Here is a 15,743-nt window from a genome sequence, read left to right as displayed (position 1 = left end):
GGTATAAACTTGTTTCAATCCTTATTTTTCTGGAAGTTGCTATCAAACAAAACTTTTCTATTTCTCTTTGTTGTGGAATGGTGTTTCAATCCTTATTTTTCTGGAAGTTGCTATCAAACCTTAGAAAGAAAAACAGCGAAATCGTATAATTCCAGTTTCAATCCTTATTTTTCTGGAAGTTGCTATCAAACAGAACATATTATAAAAGATTTTCTTTGTCAATAACAATTTGCTAAGTTTAAACCCATTATTTTTAGAAAAAATCTCTGCATTTTAAACAAAAAAAGAGATTTTATCATATTATATTAGCCAAAATTAGTCAATCATACTCGATACTTATAGATTTAAAACAAGATTTTCCAATAATTTTTTCAATTTAGTCACCACACTACCTACTTAGGACAGATATTTCTATAACAACAATCAATACATCTTGCATCGTATTTAGTCTTGGGGGGAAAATAACCTTTTTTAATAATTTCAAAAATTTCATTGATCAATGACAACGCTTCAAAAAAATCTTTTTCAGAATAAACTATCTCTTTCAACTTGTTGCCATTTCTAACGTAGCAGATATAACCTCTATTTACTTCGGCGCTGTAATTATCTCTTATTAACAATGCATATATTACAGATTGTATTTTATGTGTTTTAAAGGTAAAGTCCGAATATTCTGTGTATTTGTAATCAAGCGGTGCTAATGTCCTATCACCCAACCACAATACTTCATCAACCACCCCCCTTACCCTATATTTTTTCGATGCCAAATACACTGCTATCTCCTTTTTAACACAATTCATTCTTTTTCTCAAATAATCAAAATTCGTTTTTTCCCTTCTTTCATGAATCTCCCTACCTTTTAAAACTTTATATCTCAAATGCTCGTTTTGATCGATATCAAGACAGTTTAAAAAATAGGTATATCTCGGACAAAAAATGTGTTCAATTACTTCAGACGGAGTTATCATTGGTGTTGAATCATCATCAATATTTTCTAAATTTATTTCGAAACCTATTTCCATAATTTAAACAACCAATGCTTTTAATTCATCATTTATTAATTTTCTATCAAATCCTCGCCCTATCAACTTAACCTTTCTGAAATCATCTTCACACATAGGGAAAATATAAACAGAATCTTCTTCACTAATACTGTCCTCACAAAATATTTTTAGTTCGTCTATCTGATTTCTATTCAACTTACCCAAAAATGCTGATTTTTGAACCCTTTGCAAGCCCTTATTTTTACAAGCTTTGCTAATTTTATTTCTTATGCTATCATCTGAGACATCATAAATTACCCATACAAGAGTATCCGCTTTATTCATTTTCTTTATCCTCTATTAAACTATTTGCTATTGAATGGCAATCTAACTGAATTACATACTCTCTTTTCACATTTCTACCTTTGTAACGAATTTTCTCATCAAGATAATTATTTAACTCAGATATAAGTTCTGATTTGCCTTCTTTATTCAGCTTTATACCTTCCCCAGATGCTTCAAAAAAGTCATCTTTAACTTTTCTTCCAGCAATCATGTTTATAACTATAGAATCTGCCCAAATTCTATAATTTTCAATTAAATCAAAGACAAAAGACTTCTTATTATAGTGATCTGTGTGAATAATACCTACATAGGGATCTAATCCTGCTATTATACATGCTTTTTCAACTTTTGAATATAAAACTCCATAGGCATAATTTAAAAGTGCATTAAAAGCATCTTTTGCAGGATTTCTACTGCGTCCTTCAAACTTATATTTATCTGGCATTAGATTACTTATATATTCAAAATAAACTCTTCCTCCTTCACCTTCAATTGATAATAGATAGTTTCTGCAATCATCAATAGTTCCAGATAATGTTTTGAGTTTATTCTGTATATTTTTTAACTTTTCAATATAAGATGTTATCTCTGCAGATCTTTGCGGTCTTGTTTCTCTCAATTTCTTTAATAATTCTATCTGATTTTGAAATTTATTTTCTATCCAGCTTATCGCCAATCTTAAACCCTCTTCTTTTTCAGATATTTCTAACTGCTTCCTTCTTATTAATGTTGTGCTTCCTAATTTGGGATGCCATATTCTACCGTAGGGATCTCCAAAATCATCAAGGAAAACAATATCAATGTTATGTTCAAGAGCATGTTTTATAACATCAGTTGTAATCGTTGCGGAGGTTGAGATAAGAATTGATGAAATTTTATTTGCAGAAATATCCAAAACCTTATCTTCTATTTTTACCCTAAAGCAGTTACCATTTTTCTGAATAAAAGCACCATAAGTATTTATAACAAGTTGCATAACCGTTCAATATATCTTTTTTATAGTTCCAAATCCACGAGACACTGATTTACCAATGCCCCAAAAATCAGGGATTTCAAAATTTACAAAGAATGTCCCAAGAAAACCGATCATTGATGTGCCCTTTAGAGTTGTTCTTACCTCTTTAAATCGTTCGATTCCTGCTTCTATAGGTTTATCTACCGTATAACCAAGACTTTTAGAGACAGAAATTATATTGCCAACAAGTATCTTTTCCAACAATTCTTTCCTTTGCCTCCAATCCCCCAACATCATATATTTCTCATAATTCTTCTCATTTAAAGCAAGCCAAGGGGTGAGGAAGGAGTATTTAATCTGATTCGGTATAACAGCAAAAGTATAATAACAACTTTCCAACTCCTTATTTATAATTACTTTTGAACTTTTTCCTAAATTAATTGTTTCAATGTTATAAAAGGTTTTTTCTACAATCTCAGAGCCTTCATTGAATCCTATTAGTAGGCTTTTACCATTGATTACTTTATATTGGACACGTGGGTAACGATAGATTAAATCACCAGCATAATTATGCTGATGTGCATATGAATTATTCCAAAAAAAATTGCCCAAATAGCCTCTTATCTTCTCAGCATCAGCTCTATTTAAACTGGAATCTGTAATAAGCCAGAGTCTAAGATTATTTATTTGCATAATTTTCACTTTACCATATGACAATAGTTCTATTATCTTTTATTTTGAAACCAGTTTCTTTATCATAATATTCTTCTAAGATATCCTGTTTCACATATCCGAATCCTTCAGTTAGAGATGGCCTATTCTCAGTATTCGCAGGTATGGATATTACATACTGATAAAAATCGGCTTTTAATAAATCAAATAATTTTTTCCTTTCAAATAAGTTCTTAACATATTTTAAGTCAAGATAGCGCTGCCAGATTGTCTTCGCAACATCATCTATCTCAATAAATACATCTATTTTATAATAATCATTATCTATTAATTTAAAATCTGAAATTGATATTCCTTCTTTATTACTGTCATATCTGAGATTTGTTATTGCATCTTCTAATTCACTTGAAATGGCTTGAGATTTCTTTGCTTCTGTCTCTCTATAATATTCGTCGATCAACGACAAAAGATCACTCTCCTTAATCTCTTTTTGTCTATTCAATATTTTTTTTGTTATATCTATAAGTACAACATCGTAAATATAAGAGGAATAAAGCCGTCCCTGATCATCTTTTAAAGAGACAATATAAACTTCCCCCTTTTGTTTACCGTTTCTGTTACATCTACCTGCAGACTGATTAATGGAATCTAACGGAGCAAGATCACGGACAACAACATCAAAATCGATATCAACTCCTGCCTCCACAAGTTGGGTTGAGACAGCTACTTTATACTTTCCAGTCCTGATTCTTTCAATTCTTTCAAGTCTCTCTCGGGGTGTTATATGTGTTGACAGATAAGTTGTGGAGATTCCAGCTTCCTTAATCAGATTATAAAAAGTTCTGGCAGAAGTGATGGTGTTTAATATAAAAAGATAGCTTCTTCCATCTTTTATTTCAAAAAGCTGTGCTAATTCATCTATTGTCATCTCCCTATCCAAAAGAGGCTTCATTACAATTCTATCCAACGCTTTGAAGTAAAAATCCCTATCCCCAAGTCCTCTAATCTCCCCTTTCCCAAAAATCAATGGTTCTGTAGCTGTCACAAATATTATGTAAGTGTTTAACATCTCGGAAATTTTCAATAACAATTTTTTCAGCACCATCCAATATTTAACAGGAATAAACTGAATTTCGTCAAGGATTATGATGGAATTTGATAGCCTATGAAATTTTCTGATGGATTTGTTTTGGTTTGAAATCAATGAATGAAAGAGTTGAATAAAAGTTGTTATAATTATCTCGGCATTCCATCCTTCAATGAGAATTTTTGCTCCATCGTATTCAATTTCATTTTTATCCTCTTCATTATTATCCTTTTTGTAAACAATCTCCGAAAGATGATGGTGTTTTAAAAGTATATTACTGTAAGGTTCAATGCCATTTGATTTTAAGACAGACTCAAAAACGAGGCTGTTTTGGTCGATGATGCTCAAAAATGGAAGGGCATATATAATGCGATGATTTAAACCTATCTTTTCTCGTAGTTTTAATGCAAAAGACAGGGATGTCAGAGTTTTGCCCAGCCCAGTAGGAAGATTTATGGAGAAAATCTTTTCTTCAAGATTTATAATGTTATGTGCAATCTCTTGATAAGCTTTTTCTCTTAGATAATTGATAGGAGAATCTTTAAAGGAGTTTCGCTCCTTATAGCTATCTACAAGATTCCCAGGTATAGACCCCTTTCGCTCAAATAGTGAAATATCCTTTAATACCACATCGCTTTTGTCAGCATCAAGGAGAAGGGAGTATAGTAAATTTAGAGTTATGAAATTGATGGGTTCTTTATCTAATTTTCTGATGCATTTTTTGAGGAGTTTTAATTCTTCACCTAAATTGTCAACCCAGCTTCCAATAATCTTTTTGTTTAAAAGTGTAGGAAAACCTGCCTTAAAAAGAATGTCCGCCAGAATAGAAAATTTCTTGTCATCTATACTTTCCACCTGATGGTGTAATTCTACTGTATCTTCCTCGCCATACAATGTTACCTCATCAGATAGATCAATAAGATTTGAATGATGCCTTCTCACAGTGACAAAAGCAAAAAAAGGTAAAAGCTTATCATCTGTTATTTGTTTTGAAAGATAATATGCACACACAGCAGACAAAAGACTATGTTTTGTTTTTTTCTGGGTTTTAAGTCTTTCTTTTTCTCTATCTTCAGCATTCAAATAATCTTGAAAGAATTTTGTTGACTTACCGATGTCATGTGATAGAGCAATGATTTTACTTATATCAACAAGTTGTTTTTTTACTTCTGGAGGCTTTTCAGATAAGAATAATTCAGCAAGTTTAGCAGTCCCGGTAAGATGTTCTTCCAATAATCTATTGGGATGAGAGTAAAGTTCAGAAGAAGGCAATATTTTCATCATTTTCAATTCTATAATAAGTTTTTACTCTTGCTTTTATCTTCTTCCCATCAGGCTCAAAAACGACATAATCATATTTTCCCACAATCCTATCTTTGTTCATTACCATTGGTATCTTTTCTTTAAAATATTTTTTGCCTGTTTCAATCTCAAGACCGTCTTTGATAAGATTGTCCACTAAAACAGTAGTAGATAATTCTGCCGCTTCGCTGCTGGTTATTATCTCTGCTTGATAAACCCCAACATATTTGAAATCCGCCAGCAGTTCACTCAATCCGAGTGAAACTGTATAATATGGCTGGTGTAATTCGATGATTTCAGAGAGCCTATCAAAAACTTTGTCATCCTTATGGCTAACATAAATTCTAAAACGAGGGTCTTTAAGAAACTCTGTCCTTATCTGTGTACGGATAAGGGGAGCATGATTCTTATCACTCATTGGACGGTAAAAATTTTTTCCACTTGTTTCCAGAAGATTGAGCCCCATCCTTACTTTCTTGACCGGGTTTAATATTCTTAATGCAATCATACACTTATTAGTTCCAAATATTTCTAAATATTCGTTTGTATTTTTATCCGTGCCATAGATAGCTCCGAGTATCCCAGCAATTGTCGGCGGCGGCGGGAATGAAAATGTGAGAGGTGATGTAGTGGTGTAAAACTTACGGAAATGTCCATAATCTCCCCAAATGTCAAAAACTAAAACTTTCATACAATTCCCTTTTGACTAAAAAACAAGATCTTCAACTGGTAATAAACTGGACAAAGCCTCCCTAATTGTAATATCTTTTTCATCTTTAACAAAAAGGAGCCTCTCATCAACCTTTAATCTTATTTTTTCAACTTTATCTTTGTGAGCATCTAAAGCCTTAATCAAATCCGTAATATTAACTTTTAAGTCTGAAATACTTCTAATCTCTTCATCACTATTTTTTGTTGAATGTATGGAAATTCTTTTATCAAGTTCTCCTATATAAAAGTTGCTTCCTTCTTTGTAAATTACTTGCATAAGCAGTCTTGGCATTTGACCAAATTTTGAACCAGATATCAAGTTTTTAGTACCATTCCAAATCCCCTCGAGCATTAACAAAATATCCTCTTCTGTAAGTTCAATGCCTTGTTGCTGCGCAGCATTTTCATTAACGATTCCATAAAAAGCTATAAGTGAATAAGGGAGGATATACCTTTCAGTAAATGTCCCCTGGGCCAGTCCTTCTTTCGAAGGTATAACGGTTGTCCCTTTTATAAAGGTTAGAGTAACCTTGTGCAATGATCTTCCATATTTAAATTGCACAGGGCCTGTCCATGTAATTGAAGTGCCTTTTTGCTTTTTTTCTTCATCTTCCTTGTTGGATTTCTTCCCTTTCAAACCAATGGTTGCCCCAAATAATCTTAAATCAATATATTTTCTCATAAGTTTTTCTTTATCCTCTAATTTCTTAATATCTTCTAGCTCAATCCTTTCATCCCGAGACATTTGTGTTCCGTCATCCTTAATAATTTCTTTTACAAATATTTCGTCTCTCTTATCCTTAAAGTTAATTAAATAATCTCTGATAGTTCTTTTCAGTCTTACATCCGTAACAATATTTACCCCTGTCTCCTCGTCTATCCTCGGCTTATTTTCGTCCACAGGATCACCATTTGGATTTGCATCAGTCACATCATAGATAAACAATATTTCTGAACGGTTTTTAATCAATTTTGACATTTTTTATTCCTCCTTATCGATAATATTCTCTTTTTTATAAACAATACTTGCAACATCAGAAGCAAGGTTCATACCACAAGCAAAATAAAAATTTATTTCATCAACCGACATCTTCCATCCTTCTCCTGCTTCGAGAAAATATTTAGAGATCTCTGAAGCTATAGCTCTTTTCCCTTTATCAAAAGCATCATACTCTTCAAGCTTATTTTGTACTTCTGATAAAAGTGCCTTAATATCTTTTTCATCCATTTTTAATCCCTTCAGTTTTTTCATAAAAGACTTTGAATTCCTTTCACTCCATTGCTTATTAAGGAGTAACTGTGTTAGCGATCCCATGAGAAAAATTCCTCGTTTAACAGAACTGCTCAAGGATTTCCCATATCTGCCAAATATGCTGCTAAATATACTTTCTTCCATATCTTTTACCTCCTCAAAAGTTATCAAACCAAGATTTTCAAAAAATATTGTACTCATTAAGGCATCTTTTACCCTTGAACTAAAATATCTATCTTTTATAAACTCTTTTCTAATAACTGCCATATAAAACTTCACAATAAATGAAAACTCAAGCCTCTTGCCTTTGAAAACACTGTCAACTATCTCGAGAAAGTATTTGTTCAGGTCGTTTTCTTTTTTCCCTTCATCGGATTTTGAGAAAAATATCCGTATCCTACCAAAATTAAACTCCTCAATAAAAATATTATCAACACGATCTTTAGCTTCAAAAATTTTTTTAATCCTTGAAGGTAAGACATCTTCTATCAATAATAAAATCCTTTCAGCACTTTGTTCTCTTCTCAAAAAAAGAAAATTAATTGTAAGGATATCTTTGATTTCAGAAAGATATTCTAAAATTTCATTTTCATCGCTAGTAATCCTCTTTTTGATACGTTCTTTTAAACTAATTACTTTATTAGTGTCTGACATAATTTCAAGGATTTCTTTTAGTATATCTTTACTGCCTATAAGTAATCTGGGTATAAGGTAATAGTTTAGACCATCAAACTTGAAATTTAATTTAGTATCTATAAATTTCTTGCCATTCTCCAATAATGAATTACATTCTATGCAGACAGGAAAGTTTTTCCATGCATGAGACTCATTAAATCCACCAGTAATAAATCCACGCTTATCAATTGTATAAAATTTAAAAACATCAGTTTTACCACTTACTTCTGTATCAAACTTGCCACATACAGAACAGGTGCCAACGCTAGCAGATTTCTTTCTTTTTTCCTCAGCAAAAGAATCAACACATTTTCTAAAAATATCATACTCTCCAAGAAATTTTCTATCTATCTTTATTGTAAGAAACTTACTTGTTTTCTTAGGGATTTCGTTAATTTTACTTCTAAGATCTTCCCTAATATCACTTTCGTTTTTTCGAATCATTTTATATATCTTACTTATAAAATACTTATTACTTTCTTCTTCATTGCTAAACATATCAACACACTTTTTTAACCAATCATCCAATTTTTTAAAACTTCTGATGGGTTCTGTGATCGGACAAAATGGAGATGAAGCATTCCCCTTTGAAGCTCCTTCTTTGTATAGGTATTTATTAACTTTTTCAGAATCATAATCTTCTATTTCTATCCCCAAATAGGTTTGTTCATTATCAAGCATAATAGTTAAAACTTTTCCATCTATATTCTTTTCCTTAACAGTTACAATTTCTCCAATTTCTTTAATAGCAGTAAGCATTTTTTACCTCTATAATATTATTATATTAAAAACACTTTTCTCTAACTCTCTTAATTTTATCCTTTTTCACTTACCCATTTTCGCATGCTACCGCCAAAGGAAATCAATCCCCATTTTTGAAATATAGCATTGATAACAAAGAGTTATAGACATAAACACCCTTTTTACTAACTATTTAGAGAGGATTCTTTTCTACCCCCCATATTTCAACTTTAATTATTAGCATTATTGTAACATAATTTCTTTATAAATGCAACATATTTTTAAAGCTAAACTAATAATTAGAAAAATCCCAAAAATTAACTATTTTTTCGTATTAATAAGCATATAGGGAAAACAAAAACCTTTTATATCCATGTGAGGTTGTCCCCAAATAGGAATAAAAACATCATCTCATATTCAAGGTAGTTGCCAGATCGGAATCTCTTTTTTTTTAAAACTTCACAATAAAATTTACCCACTTGATTTATTTTTTTTAATTGTTAAATTAAAATTATGTTACCGATTAGAGATATTATACCACGCAGTAGTTTCCCTTTTGTAAACTACACTCTTATTGCTTTGAATGTAGTAATATTCCTTTATGAGGTTTCGCTGCCCCCTCATCTTTTGAACGAATTATTCTATCTTTTTGGACTTGTGCCTGCAAGCTTTACCAATACTGAATGGAAATTTTTTTATGGTTTTTATGCTGATAATTATTGGCCTTTTTTAACAAATATCTTTCTACATGGTAGCTGGTTTCATCTGATTAGTAATATGTGGACACTTTTTATCTTTGGGGATAATGTGGAAGATAAACTGGGGCATTTTAAATATCTGTTGTTTTACCTGTTATCAGGATTAGCAGCCAGTTTCACCCATTTCATATTTAATATCGATTCTACAATCCCTGCTGTGGGGGCATCCGGTGCCATTGCTGGTATCATGGGAGCTTATTTCATAATGTTCCCCCATTCAAGGATCGTTACCCTTATACCGATTTTCATAATACCCTTTTTCATTGAAATCCCTGCTATCATCTATTTAGGCTTTTGGTTTTACACACAGATCATTTCCGGTACATTCTCGTTGGTGGCAAACCAGAATGCCTCTGGTATTGCGTGGTGGGCTCACATCGGTGGATTTCTTTTTGGAGTTGTATTTCATAGAATTTTTATAAAAAAGAGGTACAAAGATATTTATTCGAATAGGATATATCAGAGGTTTTTTAATTAACAAACGACTATTTAGTTGATCAGCTTACCTTTCTATTTTGTATCGAATTTATCATGCTATTAAAAAATAGATTGTTATGAAATTTAGCTTTTATTTAAGAAAAATTAACAGTTCTACGCAAGTATCAAGTGGTGTTTCTGTATGAACTATTAATGAGTTATCTTTTGTAAAGTTCCCTTTTAGCTTTAGCTCACTAAAAATCTCTAATATCTTTTCGATGGGTATTCGGGTATTCTGATCAAAGCTAAACTTTATCTGTTTGTTCATAATAGATACCCTTTTGATTGCTAATGAAGTTGCCAAAGCTTTAATGAGCATCGTCTTTAATAGATTTAGTACAGGTGTGGGGGGGGTACCATAGTTGGATGTTAGTTCGTCTAAATACTGTGATAAGCTTTTTTCATCTATTTTTACAAGCCTGTTGTACCATCTCATCCTTTCGGATGGCTCCAAAATATAATCTGCAGGAATAAAATAGGGGATAGATGATTGTAGCTCTGTTTCAAAACTGTTTTCTTTACCCCCTTGAAGCTCTTTAATAGCATCATTGATCATCTGAATATAAAGTTCATACCCTATACTTGAAATATGCCCAGACTGTTCGGCACCCAGAAGCTCCCCTGCCCCACGCAATTGCAGATCGTAGGATGCAATTTTAAATCCACTGCCTAATTCAGACATCTGCTGGATAATCTTGAGCCTTTTTTTAGCAATAGCACTTAAAATATTGAAGTTTCTGATATAAAGATAACAATACCCTCTCACCCTTGATCTACCCACCCTACCCTTCAACTGATATAGCTGTGAGAGTCCAAATTTATCAGCCCCATCTATAATTATGGTATTTACATTTGGTATATCTATGCCGTTTTCAATAATTGTAGAGCACACAAGAAGATCGATTTCCCCATCATAAAATGCATCGAGAGTCTTCTCCACCTTTTCAGGATCCATCTGTCCATGAGCTATTGCCACCTCGGCCTCCGGAAGCATACACTTTATTGAATATGCTTTTTCTTCAATTTTTGAAAGGTCGTTGTAGAGATAGTATACCTGTCCACCCCTTTTCAATTCGTGAATAATCGCTTTTTTCACATCCTCTTCGTTATTAATAATGTTTGTAATTACTGGTAATCTTTCCTCCGGAGGTGTTTCGATGACGCTTATGTCCCTTATTCCCGTCAGAGAAAACTGGAGAGTCCTTGGTATCGGAGTGGCACTCAAGGTAAGCACATCTATATTGCTTTTTAGATTTTTGATCTTCTCCTTATGGGCTACCCCAAACCTCTGCTCCTCATCTATTATGAGAAGCCCCAGATCGTGAAAACTTACATCGTTTGATAACAACCTGTGGGTACCTATTATTATATCTATCTCACCATTGGCGACCCTTTGGAGAGTTGTATCTATCTCTTTCTTAGATTTAAATCTTGATACATATTCTATCTTAAATGGAAGATTTGAAAATCTCCTTTTAAACGTTTCAAAATGCTGCTTTACAAGAATTGTCGTTGGGGCAAGTAATGCCACCTGTTTTCCGGATGCACAACACTTACAGGCAGCCCTTATTGCAACTTCTGTCTTACCAAACCCCACATCTCCACAAATTAGCCTGTCCATCACCTTTTCACTTTCCATGTCTGCAATAACGTCCCTGATGGCATTTATCTGATCTTCTGTCTCATCGTATTCAAAGCTATCCTCTATCATTTTCATAAATATCCCATCATCTTTGAATGAAAAACCTGTCTTTGCCTTCCTCTCGGCATATAATTTCAACAGGTCTATGGCAACTTTTTTTGCACTTTTCTGTGCCTGCTCTTTTAATTTTTTCCATCTGGTATTTTGCAGGGAGTTTAGCTTTACAGCCACGTCCCCCTTTCCAATATACTTTTGAATATGTGAGATATTTTCAAGGGATACAAAGAGTAGCTCTCCACCTTCATACTCAATGGCTATATAGTCCCCCTCTATCCCACCTATAGTTTTGTGTTCAAGCCCCCTGAATATACCTATACCATAGTCTATATGAACCACATAATCGCCCAGCTCCAGATCACTTATATTTGTGCGAAAAACCTCTTTTTTCTCTTTTTTTCTCCCTTTTCTAACAAAACCGAATACCTCTTCATCCTTTAATAGGAAAAGCTTATCCTTTTCATTTAAAAATCCTCCGGTTATGGTATAAGGATAGATATTTAATTTATCTTTGCTAATTTCAAAAAGATTAAGAGGGTAATAGATATCGATTTCGTAATCTCTAAAAAAATCCTTAGTGATATTTTGAAATTTTTCGCTCTCTGTGAAAAATACCGTAGCTATTCCATTTTCTCTATTTTTCTTAAAAATCTCAACCATATTTGAGAGGGCCTGATAGCTATTTTTAGTGGGAGGGACCAAAAATTGAATACTCTTATAATCCGGGTTTTTGATAGATCTTTCAGAAATGACCTCAGATAAAACTATTATCCCCCTGTCGGAAAGATAATTATAAAGATCACTTTTCATGATGAAGTTAGCCTGCGAAAGGCTTTCTGATATCTCATATTCGGCAACAGAATCGCTCAACCTGTTATAAAACAGATCGATCTCTTTCTCGATCCCCTCACCTATGTAGATTATCCCAAAGTCATTTAAAAAATCGAAAAGCTGATACATATTTTGATATATCAGCGGTGCATACCAGTGGTGACCTGCAAACTTCCCATAAATTTCAGCCTTCTCTTCCATCGGCGTATTTTTTAAAGCCTTTCTGAATTCATCCAGATCGTAGATCCCTTCTGTTGCAGGAATGATCTGGAACTCTTTTAATTCATTGACCCTTTTTTGTGTCTCAAGATTGTATTCAAATATATTTTCAATTTCGTCATCAAAAAACTCCACCCGGATAGGTAGATCATTATTCACAGGGTAAAAATCCACTATGCTACCCCTAAAAGAATATTCCCCCGGATCAGTGACAATCTCCACATGTACATAACCTAAATAATCGAGGTAGTATATCAATTCATCCCTATCGAATCTGCCATGTTTTTTGATATAACATATTGAAGAAATTATTGTCTCTCTGGGGGGGAGTTTTTTGGCAAGAGCATATACGTTTGTAAGTACAACGGCTGGTTTATCTTCCATAAGATTAAGTAAAGTTGTAATCCTTTCACCAACAATTGATGGTAATATCCTTGACTTTTCAAAAGGCTCATGCATGTATGAAGGGAAAGGGTAAAGTTTATTTCTGGTTAAAAAAAAGCTCAATTCATTTAATAACCTTTCGTACAAAAAATCATCACATATTACCAGATATCGCTTATCTTTATCAACAATCTTTGAAAGAAAGTAGGATCTTGAAGCCCCCCAGAGGCCGGAGTATTCTTTAATTATCACAGTATCTTTTTATAATCTCCTCGATAATGTTTGTTGTGGCGAATCCTTCTTCAAAGTTTAAGGACAATACATCTCCTCCATTACTCAATACTATGTCAGATCCCACGATCTGATCCACCTTCCAGTCCCCCCCTTTTACAAGGAAATGGGGCATTATATCTTTTATGAGATTATAAGGGGTATCCTCTTCAAAATAGGTCACAAAATCCACCGACTTTAATGCATCGAGCATATACATCCTTTCGGACAGGTTATTAATAGGTCTTTTTTCCCCTTTTAATCTTTTAACCGATTCATCAGAATTTACCCCAACGACGAGAATATCACCGAGTCTTTTGGCTTCAGTTAAATATTTTATATGTCCAATGTGGAGGATATCAAAGCAACCATTTGTGAAGACAATCTTCTGTTCTTTTCTTAAAATTGAAAAAAAAGGTTTTACGTCATTTCTATCGATAATAGCCATTTATTCCACCTCGGAAAATTTCCCAAAGAGGATCTCATCCACAAGTCCGCAAATGATGTGGAAACTTATGATATGTATCTCCTGAATTCTTGCGGTAACATCGGTATCCACTTTTACAATCTTATCACAAAGGCCAACCATTTTGCCACCTGTTTTACCTGTAAAACCGATAACCTTCATACCGATTTTTGATGCAGATCTAAGAGCCTTAAGAATATTCGGTGAGTTTCCACTTGTGGAGATACCTATTAAAATATCCTTTTCCGTACCGAGGGCCTCCACCTGTTTGGAAAATATATCTTCAAAGCTGTAATCGTTCCCAATAGATGTGATAATCGATGTGTCAGTTGTAAGGGCAATGGCCGGTAATGGGGGTCTCTCCATTTTAAATCTATTCACAAACTCCGCCGCCATATGCTGGGAATCTGCAGCGGAACCGCCATTGCCACATATCAAAAGTTTCCCACCCGATAAGAAGGTATTCGCAATATCCCTTGAAATCTCAAGTAGTAATGGTGCTGCTTCTGAAAAAAACCTATTCTGGACACTTCTTACGTCATTGATTATCTCTTCAATATATCTTTCCATATAAACCTCACAGTTTTTCTGCTGATTTTGATGCAAGCAACGATCTTTCCCCTTTTGTTAAATATATGGCGGCAGCTATAGGATCATTTTTAAAACGCTCTATTACATAGCTTAATCCATTCGAATAAAAATCTATGTAAGGGTTATCAATCTGGTTGGGATCTCCGGTTAATACAATTTTGGTATTTTCACCAGCTCTGGTTAAGATCGTTTTTATCTCATGGGGGGTTAGATTCTGGGCTTCATCCACTATGAAAAATTGATGTGGTATGCTACGCCCCCTTATGTAGGTGAGCGCTTCTATCTCCACCATATTCTGAGCAAATAGCTCTCTATAAGTCAAAGGATTTTCACTCTGATCCAGCAGCAAATTTAGATTGTCGTACACCGGTTGCATCCATGGGTTTATCTTATCCTTCAATTCACCGGGAAGATATCCAAGGTCCTTCCCCATTGGGAAAATTGGCCTTGATACGAGTAACTTTTTGTAAACCTGATCATCCACAACTTTTTTTAATCCTGCGGCCACCGCCAGCAGAGTTTTACCAGTTCCGGAAATACCAGCAAGAGACACAAGCTTTATATTATCATCCATTAATGCGTCAAAGGCAAATCTTTGCTCTGTATTTCTGGCAAATATCCCCCATATCCCATCCTTAAATTCCAATACTTTTTTTAGATTTAGTTGTTCATCAAATCTTACAAGTGCTGAGTGACCGGGTCTTTCCTCCGAATCCAGTCTTAGATATTCATTTATTGTACCCTCAATTCCCGGATTGGGTATAATCCCCTCTTTGTAGATTTTATCAATCAAATGATCAGCAACATTAATCACCCTTGTCCCTTCAGAAAACTCCTTTATCTCTGTTTTCTCCTGTGTGTAATCTATCGCCCTTATACCAAATACATCAGCTTTTATCCTGAGATTTGCATCTTTTGTGACAAAAACTGTTTCATAAGGTTCATGCTCTTTGAGCCAGATTGCCACTGATATTATGAGGTTGTCGGCTTTATCTCTTATGAGATCGTTTGATACTTTTGAACTAATAGTATGGTTACAGATATTTACCCTTATCTTTGAACCATTTGGCAGCATAACACCTGTCTTCAAATCCCCCTCTTTTCTCAACTCATCCAGAACTCGTGCAAAAAACCTTGCGTTATAACCCGTTTGATCCATATTCTTTTTGAAGTTATCTATCTCTTCGATTACCATGATAGGTATATTTATTATGGCATCTTCAAATGCATTAATCGCTTTCGGATCGTAAAGGATCACATTTGTATCTAAAACATAATTAATCATATAACCCCCGTTTATAAAGGATATGTGAATTATATCATTA

General features: G+C 33.6%; 13 protein-coding genes. 1 reads left to right on the top strand and 12 read right to left on the bottom strand.

From position 1 onward, the window contains the following. Positions 1 to 392: 392 nt before the first annotated feature. From cas4 to ACP5Q2_RS04705, 8 genes are read right to left on the bottom strand one after another with little or no spacing between them, the layout of a single operon-like run. Positions 393 to 1,022: a CRISPR-associated protein Cas4 gene (gene cas4, locus ACP5Q2_RS04740; RefSeq protein ID WP_424604883.1), complete on the bottom strand. Its 630-nt coding sequence runs from the start codon at positions 1,020 to 1,022 to the stop codon at positions 393 to 395. Positions 1,023 to 1,025: 3 nt separating this feature from the next. Beyond that, positions 1,026 to 1,328, bottom strand: a complete 303-nt coding sequence (cas2, locus tag ACP5Q2_RS04735; protein WP_424604884.1) for a CRISPR-associated endonuclease Cas2 — start codon at positions 1,326 to 1,328, stop codon at positions 1,026 to 1,028. Continuing rightward, positions 1,321 to 2,304 (bottom strand): CRISPR-associated endonuclease Cas1, encoded by a 984-nt coding sequence (gene cas1 / locus ACP5Q2_RS04730; protein ID WP_428097735.1) that lies wholly within the window; start codon positions 2,302 to 2,304, stop codon positions 1,321 to 1,323. Before cas1 ends, cas2 begins: the two co-directional genes overlap by 8 nt. Positions 2,305 to 2,310: 6 nt before the next feature. Beyond that, entirely contained in the window at positions 2,311 to 2,976 is a 666-nt protein-coding gene (locus ACP5Q2_RS04725) for a CRISPR-associated endonuclease Cas6 (protein ID WP_424604886.1), read from the bottom strand. 10 nt (positions 2,977 to 2,986) lie between these two features. Further along, positions 2,987 to 5,326, bottom strand: a complete 2,340-nt coding sequence (gene cas3, locus ACP5Q2_RS04720; RefSeq protein WP_428097732.1) for a CRISPR-associated helicase Cas3' — start codon at positions 5,324 to 5,326, stop codon at positions 2,987 to 2,989. Next, positions 5,301 to 6,035 (bottom strand): type I-B CRISPR-associated protein Cas5b, encoded by a 735-nt coding sequence (gene cas5b, locus ACP5Q2_RS04715; protein WP_428097730.1) that lies wholly within the window; start codon positions 6,033 to 6,035, stop codon positions 5,301 to 5,303. The genes cas3 and cas5b overlap by 26 nt, the downstream gene beginning before the upstream one ends. A gap of 15 nt (positions 6,036 to 6,050) precedes the next feature. Next, positions 6,051 to 7,034: a type I-B CRISPR-associated protein Cas7/Csh2 gene (gene cas7b / locus ACP5Q2_RS04710; RefSeq protein ID WP_428097727.1), complete on the bottom strand. Its 984-nt coding sequence runs from the start codon at positions 7,032 to 7,034 to the stop codon at positions 6,051 to 6,053. Positions 7,035 to 7,037: 3 nt separating this feature from the next. Beyond that, positions 7,038 to 8,741: a TIGR02556 family CRISPR-associated protein gene (locus ACP5Q2_RS04705; RefSeq protein ID WP_428097724.1), complete on the bottom strand. Its 1,704-nt coding sequence runs from the start codon at positions 8,739 to 8,741 to the stop codon at positions 7,038 to 7,040. Between the two features lie 495 nt (positions 8,742 to 9,236). Here ACP5Q2_RS04705 and ACP5Q2_RS04700 point away from each other — a divergent pair, with 495 nt between their 5' ends. After that, a complete protein-coding gene (locus ACP5Q2_RS04700; protein WP_424604891.1) occupies positions 9,237 to 9,959 on the top strand; it encodes a rhomboid family intramembrane serine protease in 723 nt (240 codons plus the stop codon). A gap of 90 nt (positions 9,960 to 10,049) precedes the next feature. Here ACP5Q2_RS04700 and mfd read toward each other — a convergent pair whose 3' ends face one another. Genes mfd through ACP5Q2_RS04680 form a run of 4 tightly spaced genes read right to left on the bottom strand, consistent with a single transcriptional unit; the run spans position 10,050 to position 15,703 of the window. Continuing rightward, on the bottom strand, positions 10,050 to 13,343 hold the full coding sequence (gene mfd, locus ACP5Q2_RS04695; protein WP_428097720.1) for a transcription-repair coupling factor: 3,294 nt from the start codon (positions 13,341 to 13,343) through the stop codon (positions 10,050 to 10,052). Beyond that, positions 13,333 to 13,809, bottom strand: a complete 477-nt coding sequence (gene rfaE2 / locus ACP5Q2_RS04690; RefSeq protein ID WP_424604893.1) for a D-glycero-beta-D-manno-heptose 1-phosphate adenylyltransferase — start codon at positions 13,807 to 13,809, stop codon at positions 13,333 to 13,335. Before rfaE2 ends, mfd begins: the two co-directional genes overlap by 11 nt. After that, positions 13,810 to 14,397: a D-sedoheptulose 7-phosphate isomerase gene (gene gmhA, locus ACP5Q2_RS04685; protein ID WP_424604894.1), complete on the bottom strand. Its 588-nt coding sequence runs from the start codon at positions 14,395 to 14,397 to the stop codon at positions 13,810 to 13,812. Between the two features lie 7 nt (positions 14,398 to 14,404). Then, on the bottom strand, positions 14,405 to 15,703 hold the full coding sequence (locus ACP5Q2_RS04680; RefSeq protein WP_424604895.1) for a PhoH family protein: 1,299 nt from the start codon (positions 15,701 to 15,703) through the stop codon (positions 14,405 to 14,407). Between the last annotated feature and the right edge of the window lie 40 nt (positions 15,704 to 15,743).

The sequence above is a fragment of the Calditerrivibrio sp. genome, assembly GCF_049968475.1.
Classification (GTDB): domain Bacteria; phylum Chrysiogenota; class Deferribacteres; order Deferribacterales; family Calditerrivibrionaceae; genus Calditerrivibrio; species Calditerrivibrio nitroreducens_A.
Note: the sequence above shows the minus strand (reverse complement) of the source record. Positions and strands in the feature narration are given on the sequence as shown.

Coding starts and splice junctions, on each gene's coding strand:
- cas4 (WP_424604883.1), bottom strand. CDS start 1,022: ATGGAAATAGGTTTCGAAATAAATTTAGAAAATATTGATGATGATTCA.
- cas2 (WP_424604884.1), bottom strand. CDS start 1,328: ATGAATAAAGCGGATACTCTTGTATGGGTAATTTATGATGTCTCAGAT.
- cas1 (WP_428097735.1), bottom strand. CDS start 2,304: ATGCAACTTGTTATAAATACTTATGGTGCTTTTATTCAGAAAAATGGT.
- ACP5Q2_RS04725 (WP_424604886.1), bottom strand. CDS start 2,976: ATGCAAATAAATAATCTTAGACTCTGGCTTATTACAGATTCCAGTTTA.
- cas3 (WP_428097732.1), bottom strand. CDS start 5,326: ATGATGAAAATATTGCCTTCTTCTGAACTTTACTCTCATCCCAATAGA.
- cas5b (WP_428097730.1), bottom strand. CDS start 6,035: ATGAAAGTTTTAGTTTTTGACATTTGGGGAGATTATGGACATTTCCGT.
- cas7b (WP_428097727.1), bottom strand. CDS start 7,034: ATGTCAAAATTGATTAAAAACCGTTCAGAAATATTGTTTATCTATGAT.
- ACP5Q2_RS04705 (WP_428097724.1), bottom strand. CDS start 8,741: ATGCTTACTGCTATTAAAGAAATTGGAGAAATTGTAACTGTTAAGGAA.
- ACP5Q2_RS04700 (WP_424604891.1), top strand. CDS start 9,237: ATGTTACCGATTAGAGATATTATACCACGCAGTAGTTTCCCTTTTGTA.
- rfaE2 (WP_424604893.1), bottom strand. CDS start 13,809: ATGGCTATTATCGATAGAAATGACGTAAAACCTTTTTTTTCAATTTTA.
- gmhA (WP_424604894.1), bottom strand. CDS start 14,397: ATGGAAAGATATATTGAAGAGATAATCAATGACGTAAGAAGTGTCCAG.
- ACP5Q2_RS04680 (WP_424604895.1), bottom strand. CDS start 15,703: ATGATTAATTATGTTTTAGATACAAATGTGATCCTTTACGATCCGAAA.